Here is a 20,868-nt window from a genome sequence, read left to right on the forward strand (position 1 = left end):
GCTTAGCCTTCCTTGCTTTCGTCGGCATTGCCGCTGTCCTCGGTCGAGCCTTCGCCCGCCTCGGCAGCCGGTGCCTCATTTGCTTCAGCCTCGGCAGCCTCTTCAGCGGCAGCTTCAGCAGCTGCGCCAGCTTCCTGCTCGGCCGCGATCGCCGCCACTTCCTCGTCGCTCGGGAGAGCCGGGATCTCGTGGACGGCGGCGTCGTCGACCAGGCCGGCTGCGGGCAGCGCGTCCTCGTCGATCTTCGCCTTCGTATCGAGGATGCCCGCCGGATACGGCGCGCTCTCGTGACGCGGCAGCTTGATTGCGTCGGCGACGGTCACCCATGCGCCCTTGTGGCCCGGAACCGAGCCCTTGATGAACAGCAGTCCGCGGATCGGGTCCGTGCGGACGACCTCGAGGTTCTGCTGCGTGCGGTTACGGGCACCCATGTGACCGGCCATCTTCTTGTTCTTGAAGACGCGGCCCGGATCCTGGCGGTTACCCGTCGAACCGTGCGAACGGTGCGAGACGGAAACGCCGTGGGTGGCGCGCAGACCGCCGAAGCCCCAGCGCTTCATGGCGCCGGCGAAGCCCTTGCCCTGCGTCACGCCGGAAATGTCGACCAGCTGACCGGCAACGAAGTGCTCGGCGCTGATGCGGGCACCGACGTCCAGGAGGGCGTCTTCGGCGACGCGGAATTCTACGACGCGAGCCTTGGGCTCGACTTCGGCCTTGCCGAACGCGACGCGCTGCGGCTTGGCGAGGTTCTTCGCCTTCGCAGTGCCCGCGCCGAGCTGAACGGCAGTATATCCGTCACGGTCCATCTCGCGGCGGCCGATGACCTGAAGCTCGTCCAGCTGCAGGACGGTAACCGGCACGTGCCGTCCGTCCGCCTGGAACAAGCGGGTCATTCCGACCTTCTTCGCGATCACGCCAGTGCGCATGATCAAATGCTCCTCACAGAGGCACCACGGGCCAATCCCGGGTGCGTGTAGCCCATTGAACTGATTGCGTGCCCCGCCTGGGCTAGTGCTCCGGAAATTCCGGAACGGCGGGGACGCAGCCGGAGCAAAAAGCTCCGCGGTATCACCCTATGTCCGAGCGGCCCGTGGGCCTCTCGATGCCGCTCCGGGTCGGAGCGACGGCCGGCTGTTAGGCCAGCTTGATCTCTACGTCCACACCGGCGGCCAGATCGAGCTTCATCAGCGCGTCGACCGTCTGCGGCGTCGGCTGAACGATGTCGAGCAGCCGCTTGTACGTCCTCACCTCGAACTGCTCGCGCGACTTCTTGTCGACGTGCGGCGAACGGTTGACGGTGAACTTCTCGATACGCGTCGGCAGGGGGATCGGACCGCGAATAAGAGCACCCGTACGGCGCGCCGTGTCGGCGATGTCGCCAGTGGCCTGATCCAGCACTCGATGATCGAAAGCCTTCAGACGAATACGGATATTCTGCGTTTCCATGTCCCTACCGATGCGAAAGAGCCAACGAGCTGTTGCCAACTCGAAAAACAAGAGGCCGCACCCGTTTGACCCTGGCGAGCCGGAACGGACGACCTCAACTGAATGTGTGGTGACGGTGACGAATCCCCGTCGGTGAAGGCGCCTCTACAGAGGACAGCCGGTCAGATCAACCCTGTGCGGCAAGTTCGGGGTAAATGTCGGCTTTGGGTGGAAAGCTGACACCCGTCGACCACAACTCAGGTGAAACGTGACGTTGGATTCCGAGCCAGCCTATCTTGACGTGGCAGCTGGCGCAGATCGAAACTCATGGTTCGCCCGCTGCGGCGCAGTAAGAAGCCCGACAGCGCAAATCCCAGCAGCATCATCGCCCAGGTCGATGGCTCGGGAACAGCACGAGTGAATTTCGCCCACACCCAGGGGTCTTCGCCGAGTTGTGAAAAATCCGGTACATCGGACAGAAGAAATGTGCCGTGAAATGAGCGGTCGACCTGTCCGGAGTACCAATTCTGGGCAACACCAACGTCGATGCTGAAGCCGCTAGTGTGATACGGCAACCATGCCGTGCAACGAAGCACATCGCTGCAACCAGAAGTTAGTGCCGGATCGTTGTCGAACAAACCCACGAAAACCTGATCTAGCAGCGCTTGAGCGGCAGAACTCGCTTCTTGCGAATTGCCAAATGCAAAGTCCTCTTGGTTGTCGCAACCACCGAAGACGGAGGCGCATGTTCCATCAATAAAGACCACATCATAAACCGTCCCGAGCACGTTCACACCAGTCGCGCCCGTCAGATTCCCCGATCCGTCAACGATGAGGATGGCTGAAATTGCCGGCGTCGCAGAAACTGCCGAAAGCAATCCTACTGACGCCAATAGTGCCCGGATAAAACGCTTCATAGCCGAGTGCTCCTCGCGACCCCGCTCCGCAAGTTCATGCGATCCTGCGCCCATAGCTTAGGATTCTTTGCGACTGCATACGTGCTTTTGCGTAGCTTCGAACGCGACCATGGGCGGTCGAATGTCCGCAATGGTTCGGAATCGGGTCTACATCTAGCGGCAGGAATGGGCCGAAACCTGCCGCGGCGCTTCCGGCAGGTTTGGGTCGAAAGCACACTTTAGACGCTCCGCATTTTCAGGTCGCTCACGCGACCCAAAAGAAAAGGCCGGCGCTTCGATTGAAGCACCGAGCCCTTCTTCATCCAGCGCCCGGAGGCGCGAGACTTACTTGGAGATCGTACCGACGACGCCGGCGCCGACCGTGCGGCCGCCTTCGCGAATTGCGAAGCGGAGACCCGGGTCCATGGCGATCGGAGCGATCAGCTTCACGCCCAGCGAAACGTTGTCGCCCGGCATGACCATCTCGGTGCCTTCCGGCAGCTGCACTTCGCCCGTCACGTCGGTCGTGCGGAAGTAGAACTGCGGACGGTAGTTCGCGAAGAACGGCGTGTGACGGCCGCCCTCGTCCTTCGACAGGACGTAAACTTCCGCCTGGAAGTCCGTGTGCGGCGTGATCGAGCCCGGCTTGCAGAGAACCTGCCCGCGCTCGACGTCTTCACGGCCGACGCCGCGGAGCAGCGCACCGATGTTGTCGCCGGCCTGACCCTGATCGAGCAGCTTGCGGAACATTTCGACGCCGGTGACGACGGTCTTCTGGGTGTCGCGGATGCCGACGATCTCGACTTCCTCGCCAACCTTGACGATGCCGGTCTCGACACGGCCGGTCACGACGGTGCCGCGGCCCGAGATCGAGAACACGTCTTCGATCGGCATCAGGAACGGCTTGTCGAGCGGACGCTCCGGCTGGGGAATCCAGTCGTCGACCGCCTTCATCAGCTCCATGATCTTCTCTTCGCCGATGTTGGCGTCACGGTCCTCGAGGACCGCGAGAGCCGAACCGGCAACGATCGGAATGTTGTCGCCGTCGAAGCCGCGCTTGGAAAGCTCCTCGCGGATTTCGAGCTCGACGAGCTCGAGCAGTTCGGGATCGTCAACCTGGTCTACCTTGTTCAGGAACACGACCATGGTCGGGACGCCGACCTGCGCTGCGAGCAGGATGTGCTCCTTGGTCTGCGGCATCGGGCCGTCAGCAGCCGACACGACCAGGATCGCGCCGTCCATCTGGGCGGCACCGGTGATCATGTTCTTCACGTAGTCGGCGTGACCCGGGCAATCGACGTGCGCGTAGTGGCGGGCGTCGGTCTCATATTCGACGTGGGCCGTCGAAATGGTGATGCCGCGCTCGCGCTCTTCCGGCGCCTTGTCGATGTTGGCGAAGTCGACGGCTTCACCGCCGCCGTGCTTGGCCAGCACCTTGGTGATTGCAGCCGTCAGCGACGTCTTGCCATGGTCGACGTGACCGATGGTGCCGATGTTGCAGTGCGGCTTGTTCCGCTCGAATTTAGCCTTCGCCATTTTACGCCTCTTCTTCTCTGAAATCCGGGCGGCCCGCCCGTATCGCGGACGCGCCCATAGCTAACAAAAAACGGTTACGCCAGCTTCGCCTTCACCTCGTCGGCGACGTTCTGCGGAACCTCGTCGTAGTGAGAGAACTGCATCGTGTACTGCGCGCGTCCCTGGGTGAAGGAACGCAGCTGGTTCACGTAGCCGAACATGTTCGCCAGCGGGACGATCGCTTCGACCGCCTGCGCGTTGCCGCGCGTGTCGGTACCCTGAATCTGACCACGGCGGCTGTTCAAGTCGCCGATGACGTCGCCGAGGTAATCCTCGGGAGTCACGACTTCGACCTTCATGATCGGCTCAAGCAGCTTGATTCCGGCCTTCTGAGCCACTTCGCGCATTGCGCCGCGGGCACAGATTTCGAACGCGAGCGCCGAAGAGTCGACGTCGTGGTACTTGCCGTCGACCAGGTGCACTTCGAAGTCGATGATCGGGAAGCCGATCAGCGAACCCGTCTCCGCCGTCTCGCGCAGGCCCTTCTCGACCGAGGGAATATATTCCTTCGGAACGTTGCCGCCCTTGATCTCGTCGAAGAACTGGAAGCCCGAACCGCGCTCGCCGGGAGCAACCGCGATCTTGATCTCGCCGAACTGGCCGGAGCCGCCCGACTGCTTCTTGTGGGTGTAGGTCAGCTCGACCGGCTTCGCGAGATATTCGCGATAGGCGACCTGCGGCGCGCCGACGTTGGCCTCGACCTTGAACTCGCGCTTCATGCGGTCGACGAGAATCTCGAGGTGGAGCTCGCCCATCCCTTGATGATCGTCTGGCCCGACTCATGGTCGGTCGAAACGCGGAACGACGGGTCCTCGCGAGCCAGGCGATTGAGCGCGACGCCCATCTTCTCCTGGTCGGCCTTGGTCTTGGGTTCGACCGAAAGCTCGATGACGGGGTCCGGGAACTCCATCCGCTCGAGAATGATCGGCGCGGTCGTGGCGCACAGCGTATCGCCGGTGGTCGTGTCCTTGAGGCCCGCCAGAGCGACGATGTCGCCAGCGTACGCCACCTGGATGTCCTCGCGGTCGTTGGCATGCATCAGCAGCATGCGGCCGACCTTTTCCTTCTTGTCCTTGACGCTGTTCATGACCTGCGACGCGGTCTCGAGCTTGCCCGAGTAGATGCGAGCGAAGGTCAGCGTACCCACGAACGGATCGTTCATGATCTTGAAGGCCAGCGCGGCGAACGGCGCATTGTCGTCCGACGGACGCGAATCTTCGCCGCCATCGGGCAGGATGCCCTTGATCGCCGGAACGTCGAGCGGGCTCGGCAGATAGTCGACCACCGCGTCGAGCAGCGGCTGAACACCCTTGTTCTTGAAGGCGGAGCCACAGACAACCGGAACGAACGCCATGCCGAGCGTGCCCTTCCGGATCAGCTTCTTCAGCGTCGCGACGTCAGGCTCACTGCCTTCGAGATAAGCCTCCATAGCATCGTCGTCCTGTTCGACGGCGAGCTCGATGAGGTTGGTCCGCGCTTCGGCGGCCTTGTCCTTCAGATCGTCCGGAATTTCCTGATATTCGAACTTCGCGCCGAGGCTCTCGTCGAGCCAGATGATGGCGCGGTTCTCGACCAGATCGACGAGGCCCTTGAAGCCGCCTTCGATCCCGATCGGGAGATAGAGGACGGCCGGACGCGCGCCGAGGCGATCGATGATCGACTGGACGCAATAATAGAAGTCCGCACCGGTGCGATCGAGCTTGTTGACGAAGCACATGCGCGGCACGCCGTACTTGTCGGCCTGGCGCCAGACGGTCTCGGACTGCGGCTCAACGCCGGCAACGCCGTCGAAACAGGCGACCGCGCCGTCGAGCACGCGCAGCGAACGCTCGACTTCGATGGTGAAGTCGACGTGGCCCGGAGTGTCGATGATGTTGATGCGGTGCTCGGGGCCCTTGCCCTCCTCAGCCGACCAGAAACAGGTCGTCGCGGCCGACGTGATCGTAATCCCGCGCTCTTGCTCCTGCTCCATCCAGTCCATCGTGGCGGTGCCTTCGTGGACTTCACCGATCTTGTAGGACTTGCCGGTGTAATAAAGGATGCGCTCGGTCGTCGTCGTCTTGCCGGCGTCGATGTGCGCCATGATTCCGATGTTGCGATAGCGTTCGAGCGGATGGCTGCGGGCCATTTTCTGAAGTTCCTTAGCGATATGGGGAGCCGGCGGATCCGGCTTCCCCAAATATAGGTACGATTTCTACCAGCGCCACCCGGCGGCCTTGGCCACCGGAATGGACTACCAACGATAGTGGCTGAAGGCGCGGTTCGCTTCGGCCATGCGGTGCGTGTCTTCACGCTTCTTCACGGCATTGCCGCGGTTCTGCGACGCATCCATCAGCTCGCCCGACAGGCGGCCGGCCATCGTCTTTTCAGAACGGGCGCGAGCGGCCGAGATTAGCCAGCGGATGGCAAGCGCCTGAGCGCGCTCGACGCGAACCTCGACGGGGACCTGGTAGGTCGCACCGCCGACGCGGCGGCTGCGAACCTCGATGCCCGGCTTCACATTGTTGAGGGCGTCGTGGAAGACCTGGATCGGGTCCTTCTTGAGGCGAGCCTCGACATTGTCGAGAGCGCCATAAACGATGCCTTCAGCAACGGACTTCTTGCCGTCGAGCATGACCGAATTCATGAACTTCGACAGGACGATGTCCCCGAAACGGGGATCGGGAAGAATTTCGCGCTTCTCTGGGCGGCGACGACGGGACATTGGACTGTTCCTTTCTCTTCAGCCTAATCCGGAACCTGTCCGGGGCTTACTCGTGCGAGTTACTTGGGACGCTTGGCGCCGTACTTCGAACGGCTCTGCTTGCGGTCCTTGACACCCTGGGTGTCGAGAACGCCGCGAAGCACGTGGTAGCGGACACCCGGAAGGTCGCGCACACGGCCGCCACGGATCAGCACGACGCTGTGCTCCTGGAGGTTGTGGCCTTCGCCCGGGATGTAGCTGATGACTTCGCGCTGGTTCGTCAGGCGAACCTTGGCGACCTTGCGGAGAGCCGAGTTCGGCTTCTTCGGAGTGGTCGTGTAAACGCGAGTGCAAACGCCACGCTTCTGCGGGTTCTGTTCCATCGCAGGGACCTTAGACTTGGCCTTCTGCGGTTCGCGACCCTTGCGGATCAGCTGGTTAATCGTTGGCATGAAGCCCTTCACCTTTATGTTGCCGGAAGACCCGGCGGTTACTTTGCCCAAAGCAAAAGCGCGAAGTCCTGGCGGCCTATGGCCACCCGGCCTTCACGTCTTTGAGCAATGTTCAGCTCTGTCCGTCAGGGGAACGAGGTCGCAGCCCCGCGGACGAGCGGCCACATAGCGAGGGGGCCGCTCAGGGTCAACGGGTCGCGGACTCCAACCGTGTAGCTAAAGGCCCTTTCGCCCAAAAGCCGGCCGCGCCTGCATCGTCGAGGCGGCAGGTGCAGCAATCGGGCTGACTTCAGCCATCGGTCCCGGCTCGCCCTCCGCCTTCCGCGCCATATAGCGCGCCAGGGCCGCGTCAGGATCGAAGCCAGCCTGCTGCTCTGGAGTCGGCCGCGCCGGCGCCGCTCCCCAGCCATTCTCACCGGCGCCCTTCATCGCGACGCCCGTGACGCCTACCGCCGCGACATGCGCCGCCTGGAGCAAGGCGACAAGGGCAACCGCTCCGCCAGGGGGCAGCTCGATGGCATTGGCGGAAAGCCGGAGGCGCCTCGCTCCGAACAGCCCGCCGTCGATCTTGATGACGAGGTTTTCGTGCTTCGCGATCGGGATGATGCCCCAGTAGCGATAGGTGAAGACCTCGAGGCCGATATGCTGGACGTCCTTCCAGCCGGCCTGCTGCACGCCGGTCGCGGTGCGGACGCGGAGGCCTTCGTCGCCGAATGCCAAGGCCGGTTCGCTGCTCATGGCGTCCGTCGCACCCTTGGCCGCGCCAGCACCAAAGAGGAGAAATCCGGCAAGGCTGAAGACACCGCCGCTCCGCCACCAAAGCATTGCGCAGAAGATGGTCAAAGCGCCCATGAACAAGGCGGCCATGGCATTCTTGCCGGCGCGATAATGGAACTTCCGCATGGCTCTCCTCTCCGTGCCGGAAAGCATATCAAAAGCAGGTATACGGAAAGTTTAATTGACGTTCGCGGCTATCATTCGGCTCCGACGGTTGGTCGAAAGCGCCTCGCTTCCGCTCGCTTGGAGGAGTAAACCAAGGCGGCTGCCATCAAGGAGAAAATGCATGGCACATCGACTGATAATCGGCTTGGGACTGATCGCCGCCGCGACGCCGCTGTCAGCAACGATCCAGGAGCCCCAACGTCTCAGTGCTCCGGCCGGATCGCCTGAGACCAGATATTGCATGCATATCGAAGCAATCACCGGAAGCCGGCTGGAAAAAGTCCGCTGCTGGACGCGCGATGAATGGGCTGCTCGAGAGGTCGATGTCGATGCCGACTGGGCTACATCGGGAGTCCGCACGATCGGGTGACGGTCAGGCGCGGATGCGATGCTCCGCGAGTTGCTCGTAATAAGGACGGCAGGCATCCGCGACGCGCTGCGCCTCGCCGTCTAGGCGAGTGGGATGCTCGTCCGGCGCTCCGAAGCCGGTGCTTGCCGCAACCGCATCGTACCAATGCGATGCCCAAATCCCGTCTGTCTCGCGAATTCCCGGCTCCCACTTTAGCATGGCGGGATCCCAGGCAATGCCGAGGGCGCGGCACAGTCGCTCGAGCATGGCCGGCGGATCGCGAAGGATGTCTGCGCTATCGACGACCGGGGGCGCATGCCCGAGCCGATCGGCCTCGCGCTCAAAATACTCGACCTGGCGCTCGACGCCGAGATGCTCCGGCCGCACGGCCACACGCTTGCTCGCATAGCTGGCCACCACGCGCTCCGGATCGCGGATCAGGAACGCATGGCGCAGACCCGGCAAATCGTCGTGGGCAACGGGACCGACCATGTGATGGGCCATGTGCTTCTGGTACCAGATCGGAGCGGCGGTCGGGCACGGACCCGTCATAGTCCGCGCGACGTCTCGCCAATCGCAGTCCATCGAGGCGATGACCTCGTCCGCCATCGGCTGGGGATCGCCCGTCGCCTTGAGGTAAGCTCCGTAGAAGGGCTCGTCGGTGACGTATGTGTCAGCCCGGCTCCCGAAGCTTCGCATCATCGCCGTGGACAGGTTCCTTGGCCCCGACCACATGGCGACGCGAACCGTCACGGACGAACAGCCTCCCGGACGTCTTGCTCGACCCGGTCACGATAGAGGCCTTGCAGCCGCTCGACCATCGGCCCGCGACATTCGAGCTGGCGTCCGTCGACTTCGCGGACCGGGACGATGCCGGCGAACGTGCCGGTCACGAAGGCCTCGTCCGCACCATAGACGTCGGTGAGGGAGAAATCCTTCTCGACCGCCGGATACCTGCTTCCCGTGCGACCTCGAGGGTGACGGCGCGCGTGACCCCGCCGAGGCAATACTTGCCGCTCGACGTCCAAACCTCGCCCTTGCGGACGATGAAGAAGTGGGTGGAATTGCAGGTCGCCACGAACCCGTGCGGATCGAGCATCAGCCCCTCGTCGGCGCCTGCCTGCGCGGCCTGGATGCAGGCCGTGATGCAATTGAGCTTCGACAGGGAATTGAGCTTCTGATCCTGGACCGCCGGGTCGCCGCGGCGCACGTGCACGGTGAACAGCTTGAGCCCGCGTTCGTGAATGCCTTCGGGCGGTTCCTTGTATTCGGGATGATGACGATCGTCGAACCGCCCACGACGACGCGAGGATCCTGGTAGGGCGTCGAGCGAACCCCGCGCGAGACGATCAGCCGTGTATGGACGCCCTCATCCATGCCGTTCGCGTCGAGCGTTTCGTACAGTCGCTCGGTAAGCTCATCGAGCGTCAGGCCGACGTCCATGGCGATCGCCTTCGCGCCCTCGAACAGCCGGTCGAGGTGACGGTCGAGGAAGGCGAACCGCCCTTGGTGAACCCGCAAACCCTCCCAGACACCGTCGCCCAGCATGAAACCGGAATCGAAGACCGACACCACCGCCTGGTCGCGCGGCTTCAGTTCGCCGTTCACATTGATGAGGATCGACGCGTTCCGCGGATCCGAGACGTCATGCATCGACTGCGCCATCGGAGAAGCTTGGTGCCCGTCCGTCAGCTTGGCAAGGCGCGACAGGCGACGAATGTACGTCGCAGACCGACAAGCGGACTTGATCGACACCGACCCGCGCCCCGTCGAAACCGGCGGGCATTAGCACCGCTCCCGCGACATCCATGGGCCGTTCTAGAGGGAGCAAGAGCATGACCAACAAGCAGATTATCGTCGCACTGAGCGTCGCGCTGATCGCCGCTCCGGCCGCTGCCAAGGGCGAGCCGAAGTCGGGAAAAGAGGCCACGACAGCGGTCGATCAAAAGAAATACTGCATTTCCTACGACAACGTCGTCGGCAGCCGCGTCACTCGCACCCAGTGCCTCACCAAGGACGAATGGAAGAAGCAGCGAGTCGACGTCGACAAGATGCTTAACCAGTAAAGACTGTCAGGGTGGGCGCGGTTACGGGCCGCGCCCTCATGCCCTAGTCCTCGTTCTTCACCACCTCGCCGCGCGCCATCACGAAGGCAACTGTCTTCAGCACGCGCACATCGGTTAGCGGGTCCCCGGCGACGGCGATGATATCCGCAGCCTTGCCCACCTCGATCGTCCCAATCTCGTTCGACAGACCGAGCAGGTCCGCAGCGTTGACGGTGGCCGCCTTGAGCGCCTCGGCTGGCGGCATCCCGAACTTCACCATCAGCTCGAACTCTTCGGCATTCTTGCCGTGTTTCGAAACGCCGGCATCCGTGCCGAAAGCGATCTTCACGCCGGCCGGATAGGCCTTTTTCAATGACTGGCCCGTAATGCCGATGCGCCATTCGATCTGCTGCTTGACCGCGCCGGTGTAGGCGTTCGGGTCCTTCGCGAGCCGCTCGATATAGCCATTCACCGTGGACAAAGTTGGCACGTAATAGGCTCCGGTCTGCTTGAAGAGCTTGATGATCTCGTCGTCCATGACGGTGCCATGCTCGATCGAGTCCGCGCCGGATCGCAGCGCAAGCTTGATACCGTCGGCACCGTGCGCGTGAACCGCGACCTTGCGGCCGTACGCATGCGCAGTCTGCACCAGCGCCTTTGCCTCATCGTCGAACATGCGCGTCGCAAGGCCGGTGCCGCTGTTCACGCCGCCGGTGGCTGCAAACTTGATGACATCCGCACCGCGATCGATCTGGCGGCGCACGACACGGCGGCAGCTTTCGACGCTGTCGCAAAGGTTCTCCGGGTTTGGCATCCAATGCGCGACGAGATCGTCGTTGAGCGAACCGCGCCCGTCCATGTGCCCACCGGTGGTCGAAATCGCCCGGCCCGCGTCGACGATCCGCGGACCTTGCACCCAGCCCCGCTTCACCGCCTCCCGCAAGGCCAGGGTGTCGCCATAATCGTCACCAAGATTGCGAACGGTGGTGAAGCCCGCTCGTAGGGTCTTCATGCCGTTCATCTGCGTCTCGAGCGCATGCAGCGGCATGTCGTCGCGGATTTCGGCAAGAAGCGCCTGCTCCCCGCCACGGTCGCTGACGAGGTGCACGTGGCTATCGATCAGGCCGGGGAGCACCGTCTTGTCGCCAAGTTCGATCGTTGTGGCACCTGCCGGCGCGGCAACGTGACCGTCGCGGACTTCGACGATCCGGCCGTTGTCGACGATGATCGTCGACGGGCCGAGCGGAGTCTGTCCAGGGACGGCGATCACGCGTCCGGCATGGATGTAGGTCGGCGCGGCAAGCGCAGCGGGTGCACTCGAAGCGAGCGCGGCGGCGATGAGCAGTTTGCGGAGCATGCCCGAAGCTTACGGCAACTCCCGCCGAGCGCAACGGCTGTTGCCTAATCCGTCGTAGCGCCGTCCCATTCTTCCCGGGAATGCCGGGCTTCCGCATCGGCCTTGGTGGCCTGGACGATCTTGTCCTTGTGCTCCGGCGGACCGTAGATCGTATAGAGACGCAGCGGCTCGGTTCCCGTGTTGCGGACGTTGTGGCGCGCACCGGCCGGGACGATGACCGCGAAGTCGCCCTGGACGGGATTCTCGCGGCCGTCGATGTCGATCGATCCCTGCCCGTCCTCGATGCGGAAGAACTGGTCGCGGTCGGAATGGACTTCCTCGCCGATTTCCTCGCCCGGCTGAAGCGTCATCAGGACGAGCTGCAGATGTCCGCCGGTGTAGAGGACGCGTCGAAAGTCCTCATTGTCGATCGTCAGCCGCTCGATATCGTCGCAAAAGCCGCGCTTCATTCCATCAACCTTTCCGCTCGCCGAATTGCGTTTTCAGATGCTCAACTCGCGTCAACGGATGTTGTTCGCGCGGCCTAGCTTTTCAACGGATCGTTGCCCCAGTTCATGAGCGAGTAGCGCCAGCGCGATGTCGCAATGTTCGCCGGTTCCTGCGCCCGATGCCGGCGGACATATCCGACGACCTTGCGCATGTGGGCGTAGTCGTCGTCTGTCAGTTCCGCCTTTGCCTTACTTAGGATGTCAATGATGCGCCGTCCGCTGGCATGGCCGACACTCTCTCCGGAACCCTTGCCGTCCTTGCCTTTCCATCCGACGGCTCGGCTCTCCTTGGTGTCGAGCCATTTTTTCAACTCCGGAGCGGTCATGTTCACCGCTTCGTTGAAGTCCTTGCGGACTTTGTCGCGATCGATCTCTGGCATGGCCCCTCAACAGATGAGGGGCGCGTTCGGCTCAAGATGGTCGAAAGGCCTAATGGTCGCGTGGAACCAGTTCGCCACCCTTCACCACCGCGACCGGGCGCTCAAGCACGCGCACGTCCTGAAGCGGATCGCCGTCATAGGCAACGAGATCGCCATAGCGTCCGACCTGGATCTCGCCGACGTCGTTGCGGCCGAGCGCTTCCGACGCATTCCTGGTCGCCGCCTGGATCGCCTGCAGCGGGGTCATCCCGTACTCGACCATGACCGCGAACTGCTGCGGGACCATCTTGTGCGGCATCACGCCGGCGTCCGACCCGAACAGCATGCGTACGCCCGCCTGATTGGCCTTGCGGAAGTTGTCGCGCTGGATCTGCCCGATCTCCCGGTCCTTGCGGATGTTTTCCTCGAGCTCGCCGTTCTTCTTGCCCTCCGCCTGCGTGTAGTCGGTGTTCTTGATGTCCATCGAGAACCAGACCGGCCGCTTGCGCGCCTTGGCGAGCTTGATGCTTTCATCGTCGAGCAGGCTGGCATGCTCGATCGTGTCGATGCCGGCACGGATCGCTGCGTTGATGCCGCTTGCGCCGTGCGCATGCGCGGCGACGCGGAGGCCCTGCATGTGCGCCTCGTCGGCAATGGCGCGAAGCTCCTCCTCGGTCAGCTGCTGCTGCCCCGGCGTGTCGCCTCGCGAGAAGACGCCTCCAGTCGCGCAGACCTTGATCACTTCGGCGCCAAACTTGCGCTGGCGGCGAACCTGGTACTTCAGCTCGTCAGGGCTATCGCCAATGCCTTCTTCCTTTTCCTTCTTCTGAAGACTGGGCGGCAGATAGGTATCGTCGCAATGGCCGCCCGTCGCCCCGAGCGCGTGGCCCGCGCCGATGATCCTGGGCCAGTGACATAGCCAGCCTCGATGGCCTGCTTCAGGCCGACGTCCTCCCAATCGCTCGAGCCGACAACCCGCATCGTTGTGAAGCCCACGTCGAGCATGTCGCGAGCGCTTGCGGCCGCGACGATCGGCCAGAAACTGTCGGTGTATTCGAGGAAGCGATAACCCGCGATGTCGGCGGGCCCAAGATGCGTGTGCATGTCGATCAGGCCGGGCAGCAAGGTACGGTTGCCCAGATCGATATGCTTGACGTCCGATCCCCAGCGAACCGTGCGCGCGTCCGCAATCGACGTGATGTGCCCGCTGTCGTCGACGAAGATCGCCGGGTTCGCGACGTAACGCCCCGTCTCGACGTCGAGATAACGGTCAGCAGTGATCACCGTCGCCCCGCTCGCAGGCACAGCGAAGGACAATGCCGCAGCGGCGGCGAGCAACAGGCGCTTCATCGAATTCCCCTATTTCTAATGCTTAGATGTGAATGACCCGTCCAAAAGCGGCGAGGACGCTTTCGTGCATCATCTCGCTGAGCGTCGGGTGTGGAAAGACGGTTTGAATGAAGTCGTCTTCCACGAGCTCAGCGGTCTTGCCTATCGTGTAGCCCTGGATCAGCTCGGTGACCTCGGCGCCGATCATGTGCGCGCCGAGCAATTCGCCGGTCTTGGCGTCGAACACCGTCTTCACGAAGCCGTCGACCTCGCCGAGCGCGATCGCCTTGCCGTTCCCGATGAAGGGGAACTTGCCGACCTTCACCTCGTAGCCGGCTTCCTTCGCCTTCGCCTCGGTCAGGCCGACTGAAGCGACCTGCGGCCGGCAGTAGGTGCAGCCCGGAATGTTCTTCGCATCGGTCGCGTGCGGGTGCGCATCTTTATTGCCGAGCTCCTTGGCGATCGCTTCAGCCGCCGTCACCCCTTCGTGGCTCGCCTTGTGCGCAAGCCAGGGCGGCGCGGTCACGTCGCCGATTGCCCAAAGGCCCGGCACGTTGGTGCGGCACATCGGGTCGGTGTCGATGTGTCCCTTGGTCGTCTTCACGCCGAGCGCTTCGAGCCCGATGTTCTCGGTGTTCGGAACGATGCCGACCGCGACAATCGCATGGCTGAACCGATGCGCGGCCGACTTGCCGTCCTTGGTCTTGATGACCGCGACGACGCCCTTCGCGTCCGACTTCAGGCTCTCGACGCCCGCGGACGTCAGCACCTGCATGCCCTGCTTGGTCACCGACTTTTCGAGGAAGGCGCTGACCTCCGCATCCTCGACCGGAACGATGCGGTCGAGCATTTCGACCACCGTCACCTTGGCGCCAAGGTCGGCATAGAAGCTCGCGAACTCGATCCCGATCGCGCCGGAACCGATGACCAGCAGTTCGCTCGGCATCTCCGCCGGAGTCATGGCGTGGCGGTAGGTCCAGATGCGCTTGCCGTCGGCCGCAGCGAACGGCAGGTCCCGCGCCCGGGCGCCTGTCGCGATGATGATGTGCTTAGCCGCCAGCTCGGTCGCCTTGCCGTCCGAGCCGGTCACCGAGAGCTTGCCCTTCGCGGTGATCTTTCCCTCGCCCATGTGCACGGCGATCTTGTTCTTCTTCATCAGGTGCGTGACGCCCTGATTGAGCTGCTTGGCGACTGCGCGGCTGCGGGCGACGACCTTGTCGATCTTGAAGCCGGCCTTGATCGCCTCGAGCCCGTAGGCGTCCGCATGTTGAATCTGGTGGAAGATTTCGGCCGTCCGAAGCAACGCCTTGGTCGGGATACAGCCCCAATTGAGGCAGATGCCGCCAAGGTTCTCGCGCTCGACGATCGCGGTCTTGAGGCCAAGCTGGGCAGCGCGGATCGCGGCCACATAACCGCCCGGGCCGGAGCCGAGCACGATGACGTCGTAGGATTCAGCCATTACTTCCCTCTTGTGCCGCGACTTCGCGCGGTCTGTCATTCTCGTCGAGCGCGACGAACTTGAAGCGCCCCCATGCAACGCGCGTCTCGGCATCGCCGTGCCGTTCCCGCGAGATCGCTTCCGCCTGATAGGTGAGCGACGTCCGCCCGCTTTCAAGCAGCTCCACGTAGACAGAGACTTCGTCGCCGACGCTCGGCGCGCCCTTGAACCGAAGCTCGTCCGCCGCGACCAGCACCGCCTTGCCGCGCACAACGCGCGACGCTTCGCTTCCCGCGCCGAGTGCCATCTGACTGATCAACCAACCGCCGAATACCCCGCCGTAAGGATTGAGGTGCGTCGGCATTGCAGTCGCGCGGATCACGGGGACGCGGTCAGGCAAGCGCGGCCCTCAGCGCGTGTGCCAATTGAAGAACATCCGGAAGGCAAGCGCGGAACCCAGGAACAAAGGGACCGAGAAAAGGAAGCCCGGCGACCCCTTGATCGGCCGGATCGTCCCCCAACCTGCCCAACTATGGAGCCACCCGCCTTCCTGGCCGCCGAGGGACAATGGCAACACGAACGCCAGGATCGCTCCGAGCAGGAGTGCCGTCATCCACTTCATGTCAGGCCAACATGCCTAAAGGATTCTCCACCAGCCGCTTGAACGCCTGCATCAGCTTCGCTCCGTCGGCGCCGTCGATGGCGCGGTGGTCGAAACTTCCGGTCGCAGACATCACCGAGGCGATCTGAAGGCTGTCGTTGATGACATAGGGCCGCTTCTCGCCCGCGCCGATCGCCATGATCATGCCCTGCGGCGGGTTGATGACGGCTTCGAACTGCTTGATGCCGTACATGCCCATATTGCTAAGGCTGGCGGTGCCGCCCTGATATTCCTGCGGCTGGAGCTTGCCCTCTTTAGCACGGCCCGCCAGGTCCTTCATCTCCGTCGAAATCGCGGAGACGCTCTTGGTGTCGGCACCGACGATGATCGGAGTGATCAGGCCCGCGGGGATGGAGACTGCTACGGAAACGTCAGCCCGGCTGTACTTGAACAGCTGGTCGCCGGCGAAGCTGACGTTGCACTCCGGCACCTCGATCAGCGACTGAGCAAGCGCCTTAATCAGCAGATCGTTGACCGACAGCTTCACGCCGCGGCTTTCGAGGCCGGCGTTGAGCTCGGCGCGAAGCTTGAGCAGCGCGTCGAGCTGGATGTCGACCGTCAAATAGATGTGCGGGATCTGCTGCTTCGACTCCGTGAGGCGGCGAGCGATCGTCTTGCGGATGTTCGACAGCTTGATCGCCTCGTGCGGGATCGCTTGTTCAATGACGCCTGGGAGTACGGCGTGACCGCCAAGCGCCGGAGCCGCCGCTGGCGTACCTGCCGGTGCAGCAGCCGGAGCTTTGCCGACCGCAGCGTCGATGTCGGCGCGGACGATGCGCCCGTCCGGACCCGAGCCCTGCAGCGCATTGAGATCGATGTTCTGGGCCTGGGCCAGACGGCGAGCCAGCGGCGAGGCCTTCACGCGGTCACCTTCTGTACGTGGCCGAGCGGCGGGCTGCGCCGGAGCAGGAGGTGTCTCGGTCGAAGTGACGCCCTTGGCCTCCGGCAGCGCACTCTTGGGCGTTTCGTCCGGCTTCGGTGCAGGAGTGGCGGCCTTCGGCGCTTCCGCCGGAGCGGTATCTGCCTTCGGAGCCGCCGCGGAAACGTCCTCGCCCTCGCCCGCGAGAATCGCGATGGGGGCTCCGACCTTCACGCCATCCGTGCCTTCGGGAACGAGGATCTTGGCGATCTTGCCCTCGTCGACCGCTTCGAACTCCATCGTCGCCTTGTCTGTCTCGATCTCGGCGAGAATGTCGCCCGACTTCACGTCATCGCCCTCTTTCACGAGCCATTTGGCGAGCGTGCCCTCCTCCATGGTCGGTGAAAGTGCGGGCATTTTGAGTTCGGTCGGCATGAGCGTCTTTCCGCTTGAGCAAGCCTTTGGGCACAAAGCCAATGCGGCGGTCCGGGTCAAGGGCCAGACCGCTCGCGAACGTGCCGCTTGCGCTGAACGCCGGATTAACGCAGCACTTGTCTGACATGGGGGAGAGCGGCCCGAAAAGAACCTACCTCGTCGTGATCGACGACAGTGCGGAGGCGCGTGTTGCGCTCCGGTTCGCGGCGCGTCGCGCGATCAAGACCGGCGGCCTCGTCGAGGTGCTGGCCATCGTCGAGCCGCAGGATTTCGTCCAGTGGGGGGAGTCCAGGCGGCAATGGAGGAAGAGCAGACGCTGCGCATCGAGGGGATCGTCAGCGGCGCGGTCGGCGAGATCATGGACGAGTCGGGCCTGAAGCCCTCGATCGTCATTCGTAGCGGCGAGCCGGCCAAGGTCGTGCGCGAATATGTCGGCGAACGGACTGAGGTCGCTGCGCTGGTGCTCGGTGCCGCCCCTGCGGGGAGTCCCGGACCGCTGGTGGCGCATTTCACCGGCAATGATGCCGGCAAGGTTCCCTGCCCGATCATGATCATCCCCGGCTCGCTCAGCGAGGAGCGGCTGGAACAGCTCAGCTGAGATGAATGCGGTAAGCGGCGGCTGCCTCTGCGGCGATGTCCGTTTCACCGCGGTAGGCGAGCCGGAGCGCGTTGGCATCTGCCACTGCTTCGATTGCCGGAAGCACCATGGAGCCCTGTTTCACGCGTCGGCGATCTTCGATCAGGGTGCCGTGGAGGTTGAGGGAGAGACACGCGAATATGCCGGGCGTCATTTCTGCCCGCGTTGCGGCTCGTCGGTGTTCGGCCGGAGCGGCGTCGAAGTTGAAGTGAATCTCGGCGCCCTCGACGCCATCGATCAATTCAAGCCGACTTATGAACTGTGGACGGTTCGTCGCGAGTCATGGATGCCGCCATTCCCGCTCCAACGGCGATTCGAGCGCGACCGCGTCTAGAGGACTTTCGCCAGCAGCTCGCCCAAGGCGACGCAGCCCGCTTCATCCTCTCCGCTGAACCTTGCCGGGCTCGGGCTGTCGATATCCAGGACTGCAATCAGCTTCCCGTCACGAACGATCGGAACGACCAGCTCGCTCGCCGAAGCTGCGTCGCAGGCGATATGGCCTGGGAAGGCGTGAACGTCATCGACGCGCTGAACCTCGTGGCTCGCTGCGGCAGCGCCGCACACGCCGGTGCCGAACGGAATGCGGATGCAGGCCGGCCGTCCCTGGAACGGTCCGAGCACCAGCTCGCCGTCGACGTTGCGGTAGAAGCCCGCCCAATTGATGTCGGGAAGCGTCTCCCAGATCAGCGCCGCGACGTTGGCCATGTTGGCGATCGGATCGGGCTCACCGGCCGTCAGCCCCTCGGCCGCGCTCAGCAGATCCTTGTAGAGCGTCGCCTTGTCCGCCGCTTCGATCTTGAAGTCGTACATCAGTCGAACTGAACCTTTCCGCGGCCCTGCTTGACCGCGCTGCGTTGCTTCTTCCTGTCAACGCGCTCAGCCTTCGCCGCCCGGCTTGGACGCGTCGGCTTGCGCTTCGCCTGGACGATATGGGCAGCGGCAATCATTTCCGCCAGCCGCCGCCGCGCGTCCTGCCGATTGGCATCCTGCGTGCGATACTTGCGGGCGGTGATCAGCAGTTCGCCGGCGCCGGTCACCTTGCTGCCGGCGATCTGCTTTAGCCGCTCGTAGGCGTTGGGATGAAGGCCGAGCCGATAGAGGTCGACGCGCAGCTGCACTGCCGTCGCGACCTTGTTGACGTTCTGTCCGCCGGGTCCCGTCGCGGCGAGGAAGCTCTCGCTCAGTGCGTCCTCGGGGATGATGACATCCTCAGGCTTCACTGCCCCAGTCCCGAAATATTCCGGAAGCGGCGCGCTCACGTCGATCGTCGCCTTCTTCTCGCGCGGCACGACCAGCCGCGAGGCATGCAGCAGCATCGGTCCGCCAGGAACGCCGTAGACGCGATCGCCGACGATCCCGCGGCCGAACGCCTCTCGCGCGTGCACACGCAGCTGATGGGTGCGTCCGGTCACCGGGCGAAACTCGACCAACGTCCTGCCATCGCGTTCCGACAACTTGCGCCAATTGGTCACGGCCTTGTCGCCCTTGGGATCTGGCACCATTCGCCATCCCGCTTTTTCACTCGACTTTTTGCCGAGCGCGAGTTCGATCACGCCGTCGTCCTGCTCGATCGCGCCGTCGACGACCGCGAGATAATATTTCTCGACCTGCCGCGTTTCGAACGCCTTCTGCAGCAGCGACCTCGCCTTGGGCGATCGCGCGAGCAACAGGCAGCCGGACGTGTCTTGATCCAGCCGATGCATCGGCGTCGGCGGCCGCTGGAAGCCTTGCTTCAATTCGTTGAGACGCCCGACGACGCTATCGCCGCCCCGGCGCGGCGTATCCACCGGCAGGCCCGCGGGCTTGTCGATGACCATCGCTTCCGCGTCGATGAAGAGGATGCGTTCGTTAAGCACTTGCCGTCATTGCGAGGAACGCCGTGGCGAAGCAATCCATCGGCTCAATTGCGGCGTCGCGCCTGCGAACAAAGGGAAATCGGGTCTGTGACTCCTGCGCAACGATTCCGAGGGAATCCAGCGCGTTACACATTATTAACCTTTTGCCTTCAGACATCGAATGGTTAATGACCGCTTCAAGGCCGTTAAGAGAGCGTAACGCTAGCTACGCTTTAGGGGCCTGTCGGGTGGGGGATTTCAAGATGCGTGTGCTGCTGATCGAGGACGAGCCGACGACCGCAAAGAGCATTGAGCTCATGCTGGGTACGGAAGGCTTCAATGTTTATACCACCGATCTCGGGAAGAAGGCCTCGATCTCGGCAAGCTCTACGACTACGATATCATCCTTCTCGACCTGAACCTGCCGGACATGCACGGCTATGACGTGCTGAAGAAGCTTCGCACCGCGAAGGTCGGCACTCCGGTCCTGATCCTCTCGGGCATCGGCGAAATGGACAGCAAGGTCCGTGCGCTTGGTTTCGGCGCTGACGACTACGTCACCAAGCCGTTCCACCGCGATGAATTGGTCGCCCGCATCCATGCGATCGTGCGCCGCTCGAAGGGCCATTCGCAATCGGTCATCCGCACCGGCAAGCTCGCTGTGAACCTCGACGCCAAGACGGTCGAAGTCGACAGCGCCCGGGTGCACCTGACCGGCAAGGAATATGCGATGCTGGAGCTGCTTTCGCTCCGCAAGGGCACGACGCTGACCAAGGAAATGTTCCTGAACCACCTCTACGGCGGCATGGACGAGCCCGAGCTCAAGATCATCGACGTGTTCATCTGCAAGCTGCGCAAGAAACTTTCGCTGGCTTGTGGCGGTGCGAACTACATCGAAACGGTCTGGGGCCGCGGCTACGTGCTTCGCGATCCCGATTCAGAAGAGGTAGACCCGCCTGCGGCGGCAGTAGCGTAACCCAACAAAATCCCGGGGAGGGTGAATTGGCGGGGTGCCTGATCGGCGCCCGCCTTTTTCTTTGCGCCAAAGCGTCCATGGCAGACTGAAACGCTTGCTTTTTGGCGACGGCACGCATCACTTCTTG

Annotated in this window: 23 protein-coding genes and 5 pseudogenes; 5 read left to right on the forward strand and 23 right to left on the reverse strand. The window is 63.3% G+C overall.

What is annotated here, in order from left to right; all coding sequences use genetic code 11:
- Positions 1 to 2: 2 nt before the first annotated feature.
- The 8 genes and pseudogenes from rplC to H9L15_RS02555 form a co-directional block, all read right to left on the reverse strand.
- On the reverse strand, positions 3 to 926 hold the full coding sequence (gene rplC, locus H9L15_RS02520; RefSeq protein ID WP_187715044.1) for a 50S ribosomal protein L3: 924 nt from the start codon (positions 924 to 926) through the stop codon (positions 3 to 5).
- A 208-nt stretch (positions 927 to 1,134) separates the two neighbouring features.
- Positions 1,135 to 1,446 (reverse strand): 30S ribosomal protein S10, encoded by a 312-nt coding sequence (gene rpsJ, locus H9L15_RS02525; protein ID WP_028969184.1) that lies wholly within the window; start codon positions 1,444 to 1,446, stop codon positions 1,135 to 1,137.
- Positions 1,447 to 1,682: 236 nt separating this feature from the next.
- Positions 1,683 to 2,342 carry a PEPxxWA-CTERM sorting domain-containing protein gene (locus H9L15_RS02530; RefSeq protein WP_223276448.1) on the reverse strand — a complete coding sequence of 220 codons (660 nt, stop codon included), beginning with the start codon at positions 2,340 to 2,342 and terminating at the stop codon, positions 1,683 to 1,685.
- A gap of 324 nt (positions 2,343 to 2,666) precedes the next feature.
- Positions 2,667 to 3,857, reverse strand: a complete 1,191-nt coding sequence (tuf, locus tag H9L15_RS02535; protein WP_187715046.1) for an elongation factor Tu — start codon at positions 3,855 to 3,857, stop codon at positions 2,667 to 2,669.
- A gap of 74 nt (positions 3,858 to 3,931) precedes the next feature.
- A pseudogene (fusA, locus tag H9L15_RS02540) lies at positions 3,932 to 6,024 on the reverse strand (elongation factor G).
- Between the two features lie 105 nt (positions 6,025 to 6,129).
- The gene (gene rpsG, locus H9L15_RS02545) at positions 6,130 to 6,600 is read right to left on the reverse strand and encodes a 30S ribosomal protein S7 (RefSeq protein ID WP_187715047.1); all 471 of its coding nucleotides are present in this window, start codon (positions 6,598 to 6,600) and stop codon (positions 6,130 to 6,132) included.
- A 59-nt stretch (positions 6,601 to 6,659) separates the two neighbouring features.
- Entirely contained in the window at positions 6,660 to 7,031 is a 372-nt protein-coding gene (rpsL, locus tag H9L15_RS02550; protein ID WP_147044308.1) for a 30S ribosomal protein S12, read from the reverse strand.
- Positions 7,032 to 7,247: 216 nt separating this feature from the next.
- On the reverse strand, positions 7,248 to 7,934 hold the full coding sequence (locus H9L15_RS02555; protein ID WP_187715048.1) for a hypothetical protein: 687 nt from the start codon (positions 7,932 to 7,934) through the stop codon (positions 7,248 to 7,250).
- A 160-nt stretch (positions 7,935 to 8,094) separates the two neighbouring features.
- Between H9L15_RS02555 and H9L15_RS02560 the strand changes: the two genes are divergently transcribed.
- Positions 8,095 to 8,343 (forward strand): hypothetical protein, encoded by a 249-nt coding sequence (locus H9L15_RS02560; protein WP_187715049.1) that lies wholly within the window; start codon positions 8,095 to 8,097, stop codon positions 8,341 to 8,343.
- A 3-nt stretch (positions 8,344 to 8,346) separates the two neighbouring features.
- Here H9L15_RS02560 and H9L15_RS02565 read toward each other — a convergent pair whose 3' ends face one another.
- Genes H9L15_RS02565 through H9L15_RS18495 form a run of 4 tightly spaced genes read right to left on the reverse strand, consistent with a single transcriptional unit; the run spans position 8,347 to position 10,077 of the window.
- Entirely contained in the window at positions 8,347 to 9,075 is a 729-nt protein-coding gene (locus H9L15_RS02565) for a sulfotransferase (protein ID WP_223276449.1), read from the reverse strand.
- On the reverse strand, positions 9,072 to 9,215 hold the full coding sequence (locus H9L15_RS16800; RefSeq protein WP_223276450.1) for a hypothetical protein: 144 nt from the start codon (positions 9,213 to 9,215) through the stop codon (positions 9,072 to 9,074). The genes H9L15_RS02565 and H9L15_RS16800 overlap by 4 nt, the downstream gene beginning before the upstream one ends.
- Positions 9,212 to 9,538, reverse strand: coding sequence for an aminotransferase class IV (locus H9L15_RS18490; protein WP_317617571.1), 327 nt, complete (start codon positions 9,536 to 9,538; stop codon positions 9,212 to 9,214). Before H9L15_RS18490 ends, H9L15_RS16800 begins: the two co-directional genes overlap by 4 nt.
- Positions 9,421 to 10,077, reverse strand: coding sequence for an aminotransferase class IV (locus tag H9L15_RS18495; RefSeq protein WP_262984893.1), 657 nt, complete (start codon positions 10,075 to 10,077; stop codon positions 9,421 to 9,423). Before H9L15_RS18495 ends, H9L15_RS18490 begins: the two co-directional genes overlap by 118 nt.
- A gap of 80 nt (positions 10,078 to 10,157) precedes the next feature.
- On the opposite strand from H9L15_RS18495, the gene H9L15_RS02575 reads away from it, so the two are divergent.
- Entirely contained in the window at positions 10,158 to 10,388 is a 231-nt protein-coding gene (locus tag H9L15_RS02575; protein ID WP_187715050.1) for a hypothetical protein, read from the forward strand.
- 43 nt (positions 10,389 to 10,431) lie between these two features.
- On the opposite strand, the gene H9L15_RS02580 is transcribed toward H9L15_RS02575, so the two are convergent.
- From H9L15_RS02580 to H9L15_RS02615, 8 genes and pseudogenes are all read right to left on the reverse strand, one after another.
- Positions 10,432 to 11,724: an amidohydrolase family protein gene (locus tag H9L15_RS02580; RefSeq protein WP_187715051.1), complete on the reverse strand. Its 1,293-nt coding sequence runs from the start codon at positions 11,722 to 11,724 to the stop codon at positions 10,432 to 10,434.
- Positions 11,725 to 11,768: 44 nt separating this feature from the next.
- A complete protein-coding gene (locus H9L15_RS02585; RefSeq protein ID WP_187715052.1) occupies positions 11,769 to 12,173 on the reverse strand; it encodes a cupin domain-containing protein in 405 nt (134 codons plus the stop codon).
- A gap of 74 nt (positions 12,174 to 12,247) precedes the next feature.
- The gene (locus tag H9L15_RS02590; RefSeq protein WP_187715053.1) at positions 12,248 to 12,592 is read right to left on the reverse strand and encodes a DUF3140 domain-containing protein; all 345 of its coding nucleotides are present in this window, start codon (positions 12,590 to 12,592) and stop codon (positions 12,248 to 12,250) included.
- A gap of 49 nt (positions 12,593 to 12,641) precedes the next feature.
- Positions 12,642 to 13,921: pseudogene (locus tag H9L15_RS02595) on the reverse strand (Xaa-Pro dipeptidase).
- 22 nt (positions 13,922 to 13,943) lie between these two features.
- Positions 13,944 to 15,359: a dihydrolipoyl dehydrogenase gene (gene lpdA, locus H9L15_RS02600; RefSeq protein WP_187715054.1), complete on the reverse strand. Its 1,416-nt coding sequence runs from the start codon at positions 15,357 to 15,359 to the stop codon at positions 13,944 to 13,946.
- Positions 15,352 to 15,738 (reverse strand): acyl-CoA thioesterase, encoded by a 387-nt coding sequence (locus H9L15_RS02605; protein ID WP_223276451.1) that lies wholly within the window; start codon positions 15,736 to 15,738, stop codon positions 15,352 to 15,354. Before H9L15_RS02605 ends, lpdA begins: the two co-directional genes overlap by 8 nt.
- 9 nt (positions 15,739 to 15,747) lie before the next feature.
- Positions 15,748 to 15,960, reverse strand: coding sequence for a hypothetical protein (locus H9L15_RS02610; protein ID WP_187715055.1), 213 nt, complete (start codon positions 15,958 to 15,960; stop codon positions 15,748 to 15,750).
- Position 15,961: 1 nt separating this feature from the next.
- Positions 15,962 to 17,293, reverse strand: a complete 1,332-nt coding sequence (locus H9L15_RS02615; RefSeq protein ID WP_187715056.1) for a pyruvate dehydrogenase complex dihydrolipoamide acetyltransferase — start codon at positions 17,291 to 17,293, stop codon at positions 15,962 to 15,964.
- A 125-nt stretch (positions 17,294 to 17,418) separates the two neighbouring features.
- On the opposite strand from H9L15_RS02615, the pseudogene H9L15_RS02620 reads away from it, so the two are divergent.
- Together H9L15_RS02620 and H9L15_RS20080 are read left to right on the forward strand one after the other, a co-directional pair.
- Positions 17,419 to 17,891: pseudogene (locus tag H9L15_RS02620) on the forward strand (universal stress protein).
- Between the two features lies 1 nt (position 17,892).
- The gene (locus H9L15_RS20080) at positions 17,893 to 18,264 is read left to right on the forward strand and encodes a GFA family protein (RefSeq protein WP_187715057.1); all 372 of its coding nucleotides are present in this window, start codon (positions 17,893 to 17,895) and stop codon (positions 18,262 to 18,264) included.
- On the opposite strand, the gene H9L15_RS02630 is transcribed toward H9L15_RS20080, so the two are convergent.
- The 3 genes and pseudogenes from H9L15_RS02630 to H9L15_RS02635 all read right to left on the reverse strand — a co-directional run.
- Positions 18,261 to 18,740, reverse strand: coding sequence for a GAF domain-containing protein (locus H9L15_RS02630; RefSeq protein WP_187715058.1), 480 nt, complete (start codon positions 18,738 to 18,740; stop codon positions 18,261 to 18,263). The two genes, H9L15_RS20080 and H9L15_RS02630, sit on opposite strands and share 4 nt — an antisense overlap.
- A complete protein-coding gene (arfB, locus tag H9L15_RS16805) occupies positions 18,740 to 19,150 on the reverse strand; it encodes an alternative ribosome rescue aminoacyl-tRNA hydrolase ArfB (protein WP_223276624.1) in 411 nt (136 codons plus the stop codon). The genes H9L15_RS02630 and arfB overlap by 1 nt, the downstream gene beginning before the upstream one ends.
- Positions 19,151 to 19,366: 216 nt before the next feature.
- A pseudogene (locus tag H9L15_RS02635) lies at positions 19,367 to 19,747 on the reverse strand (pseudouridine synthase); the annotation flags it as partial.
- Between the two features lie 281 nt (positions 19,748 to 20,028).
- Here H9L15_RS02635 and ctrA point away from each other — a divergent pair.
- Positions 20,029 to 20,741, forward strand: a pseudogene (ctrA, locus tag H9L15_RS02640) (response regulator transcription factor CtrA).
- The last annotated feature ends 127 nt before the right edge of the window (positions 20,742 to 20,868 follow it).

The sequence above is a fragment of the Sphingomonas daechungensis genome (assembly GCF_014489495.1).
GTDB lineage: Bacteria > Pseudomonadota > Alphaproteobacteria > Sphingomonadales > Sphingomonadaceae > Sphingomicrobium > Sphingomicrobium daechungense.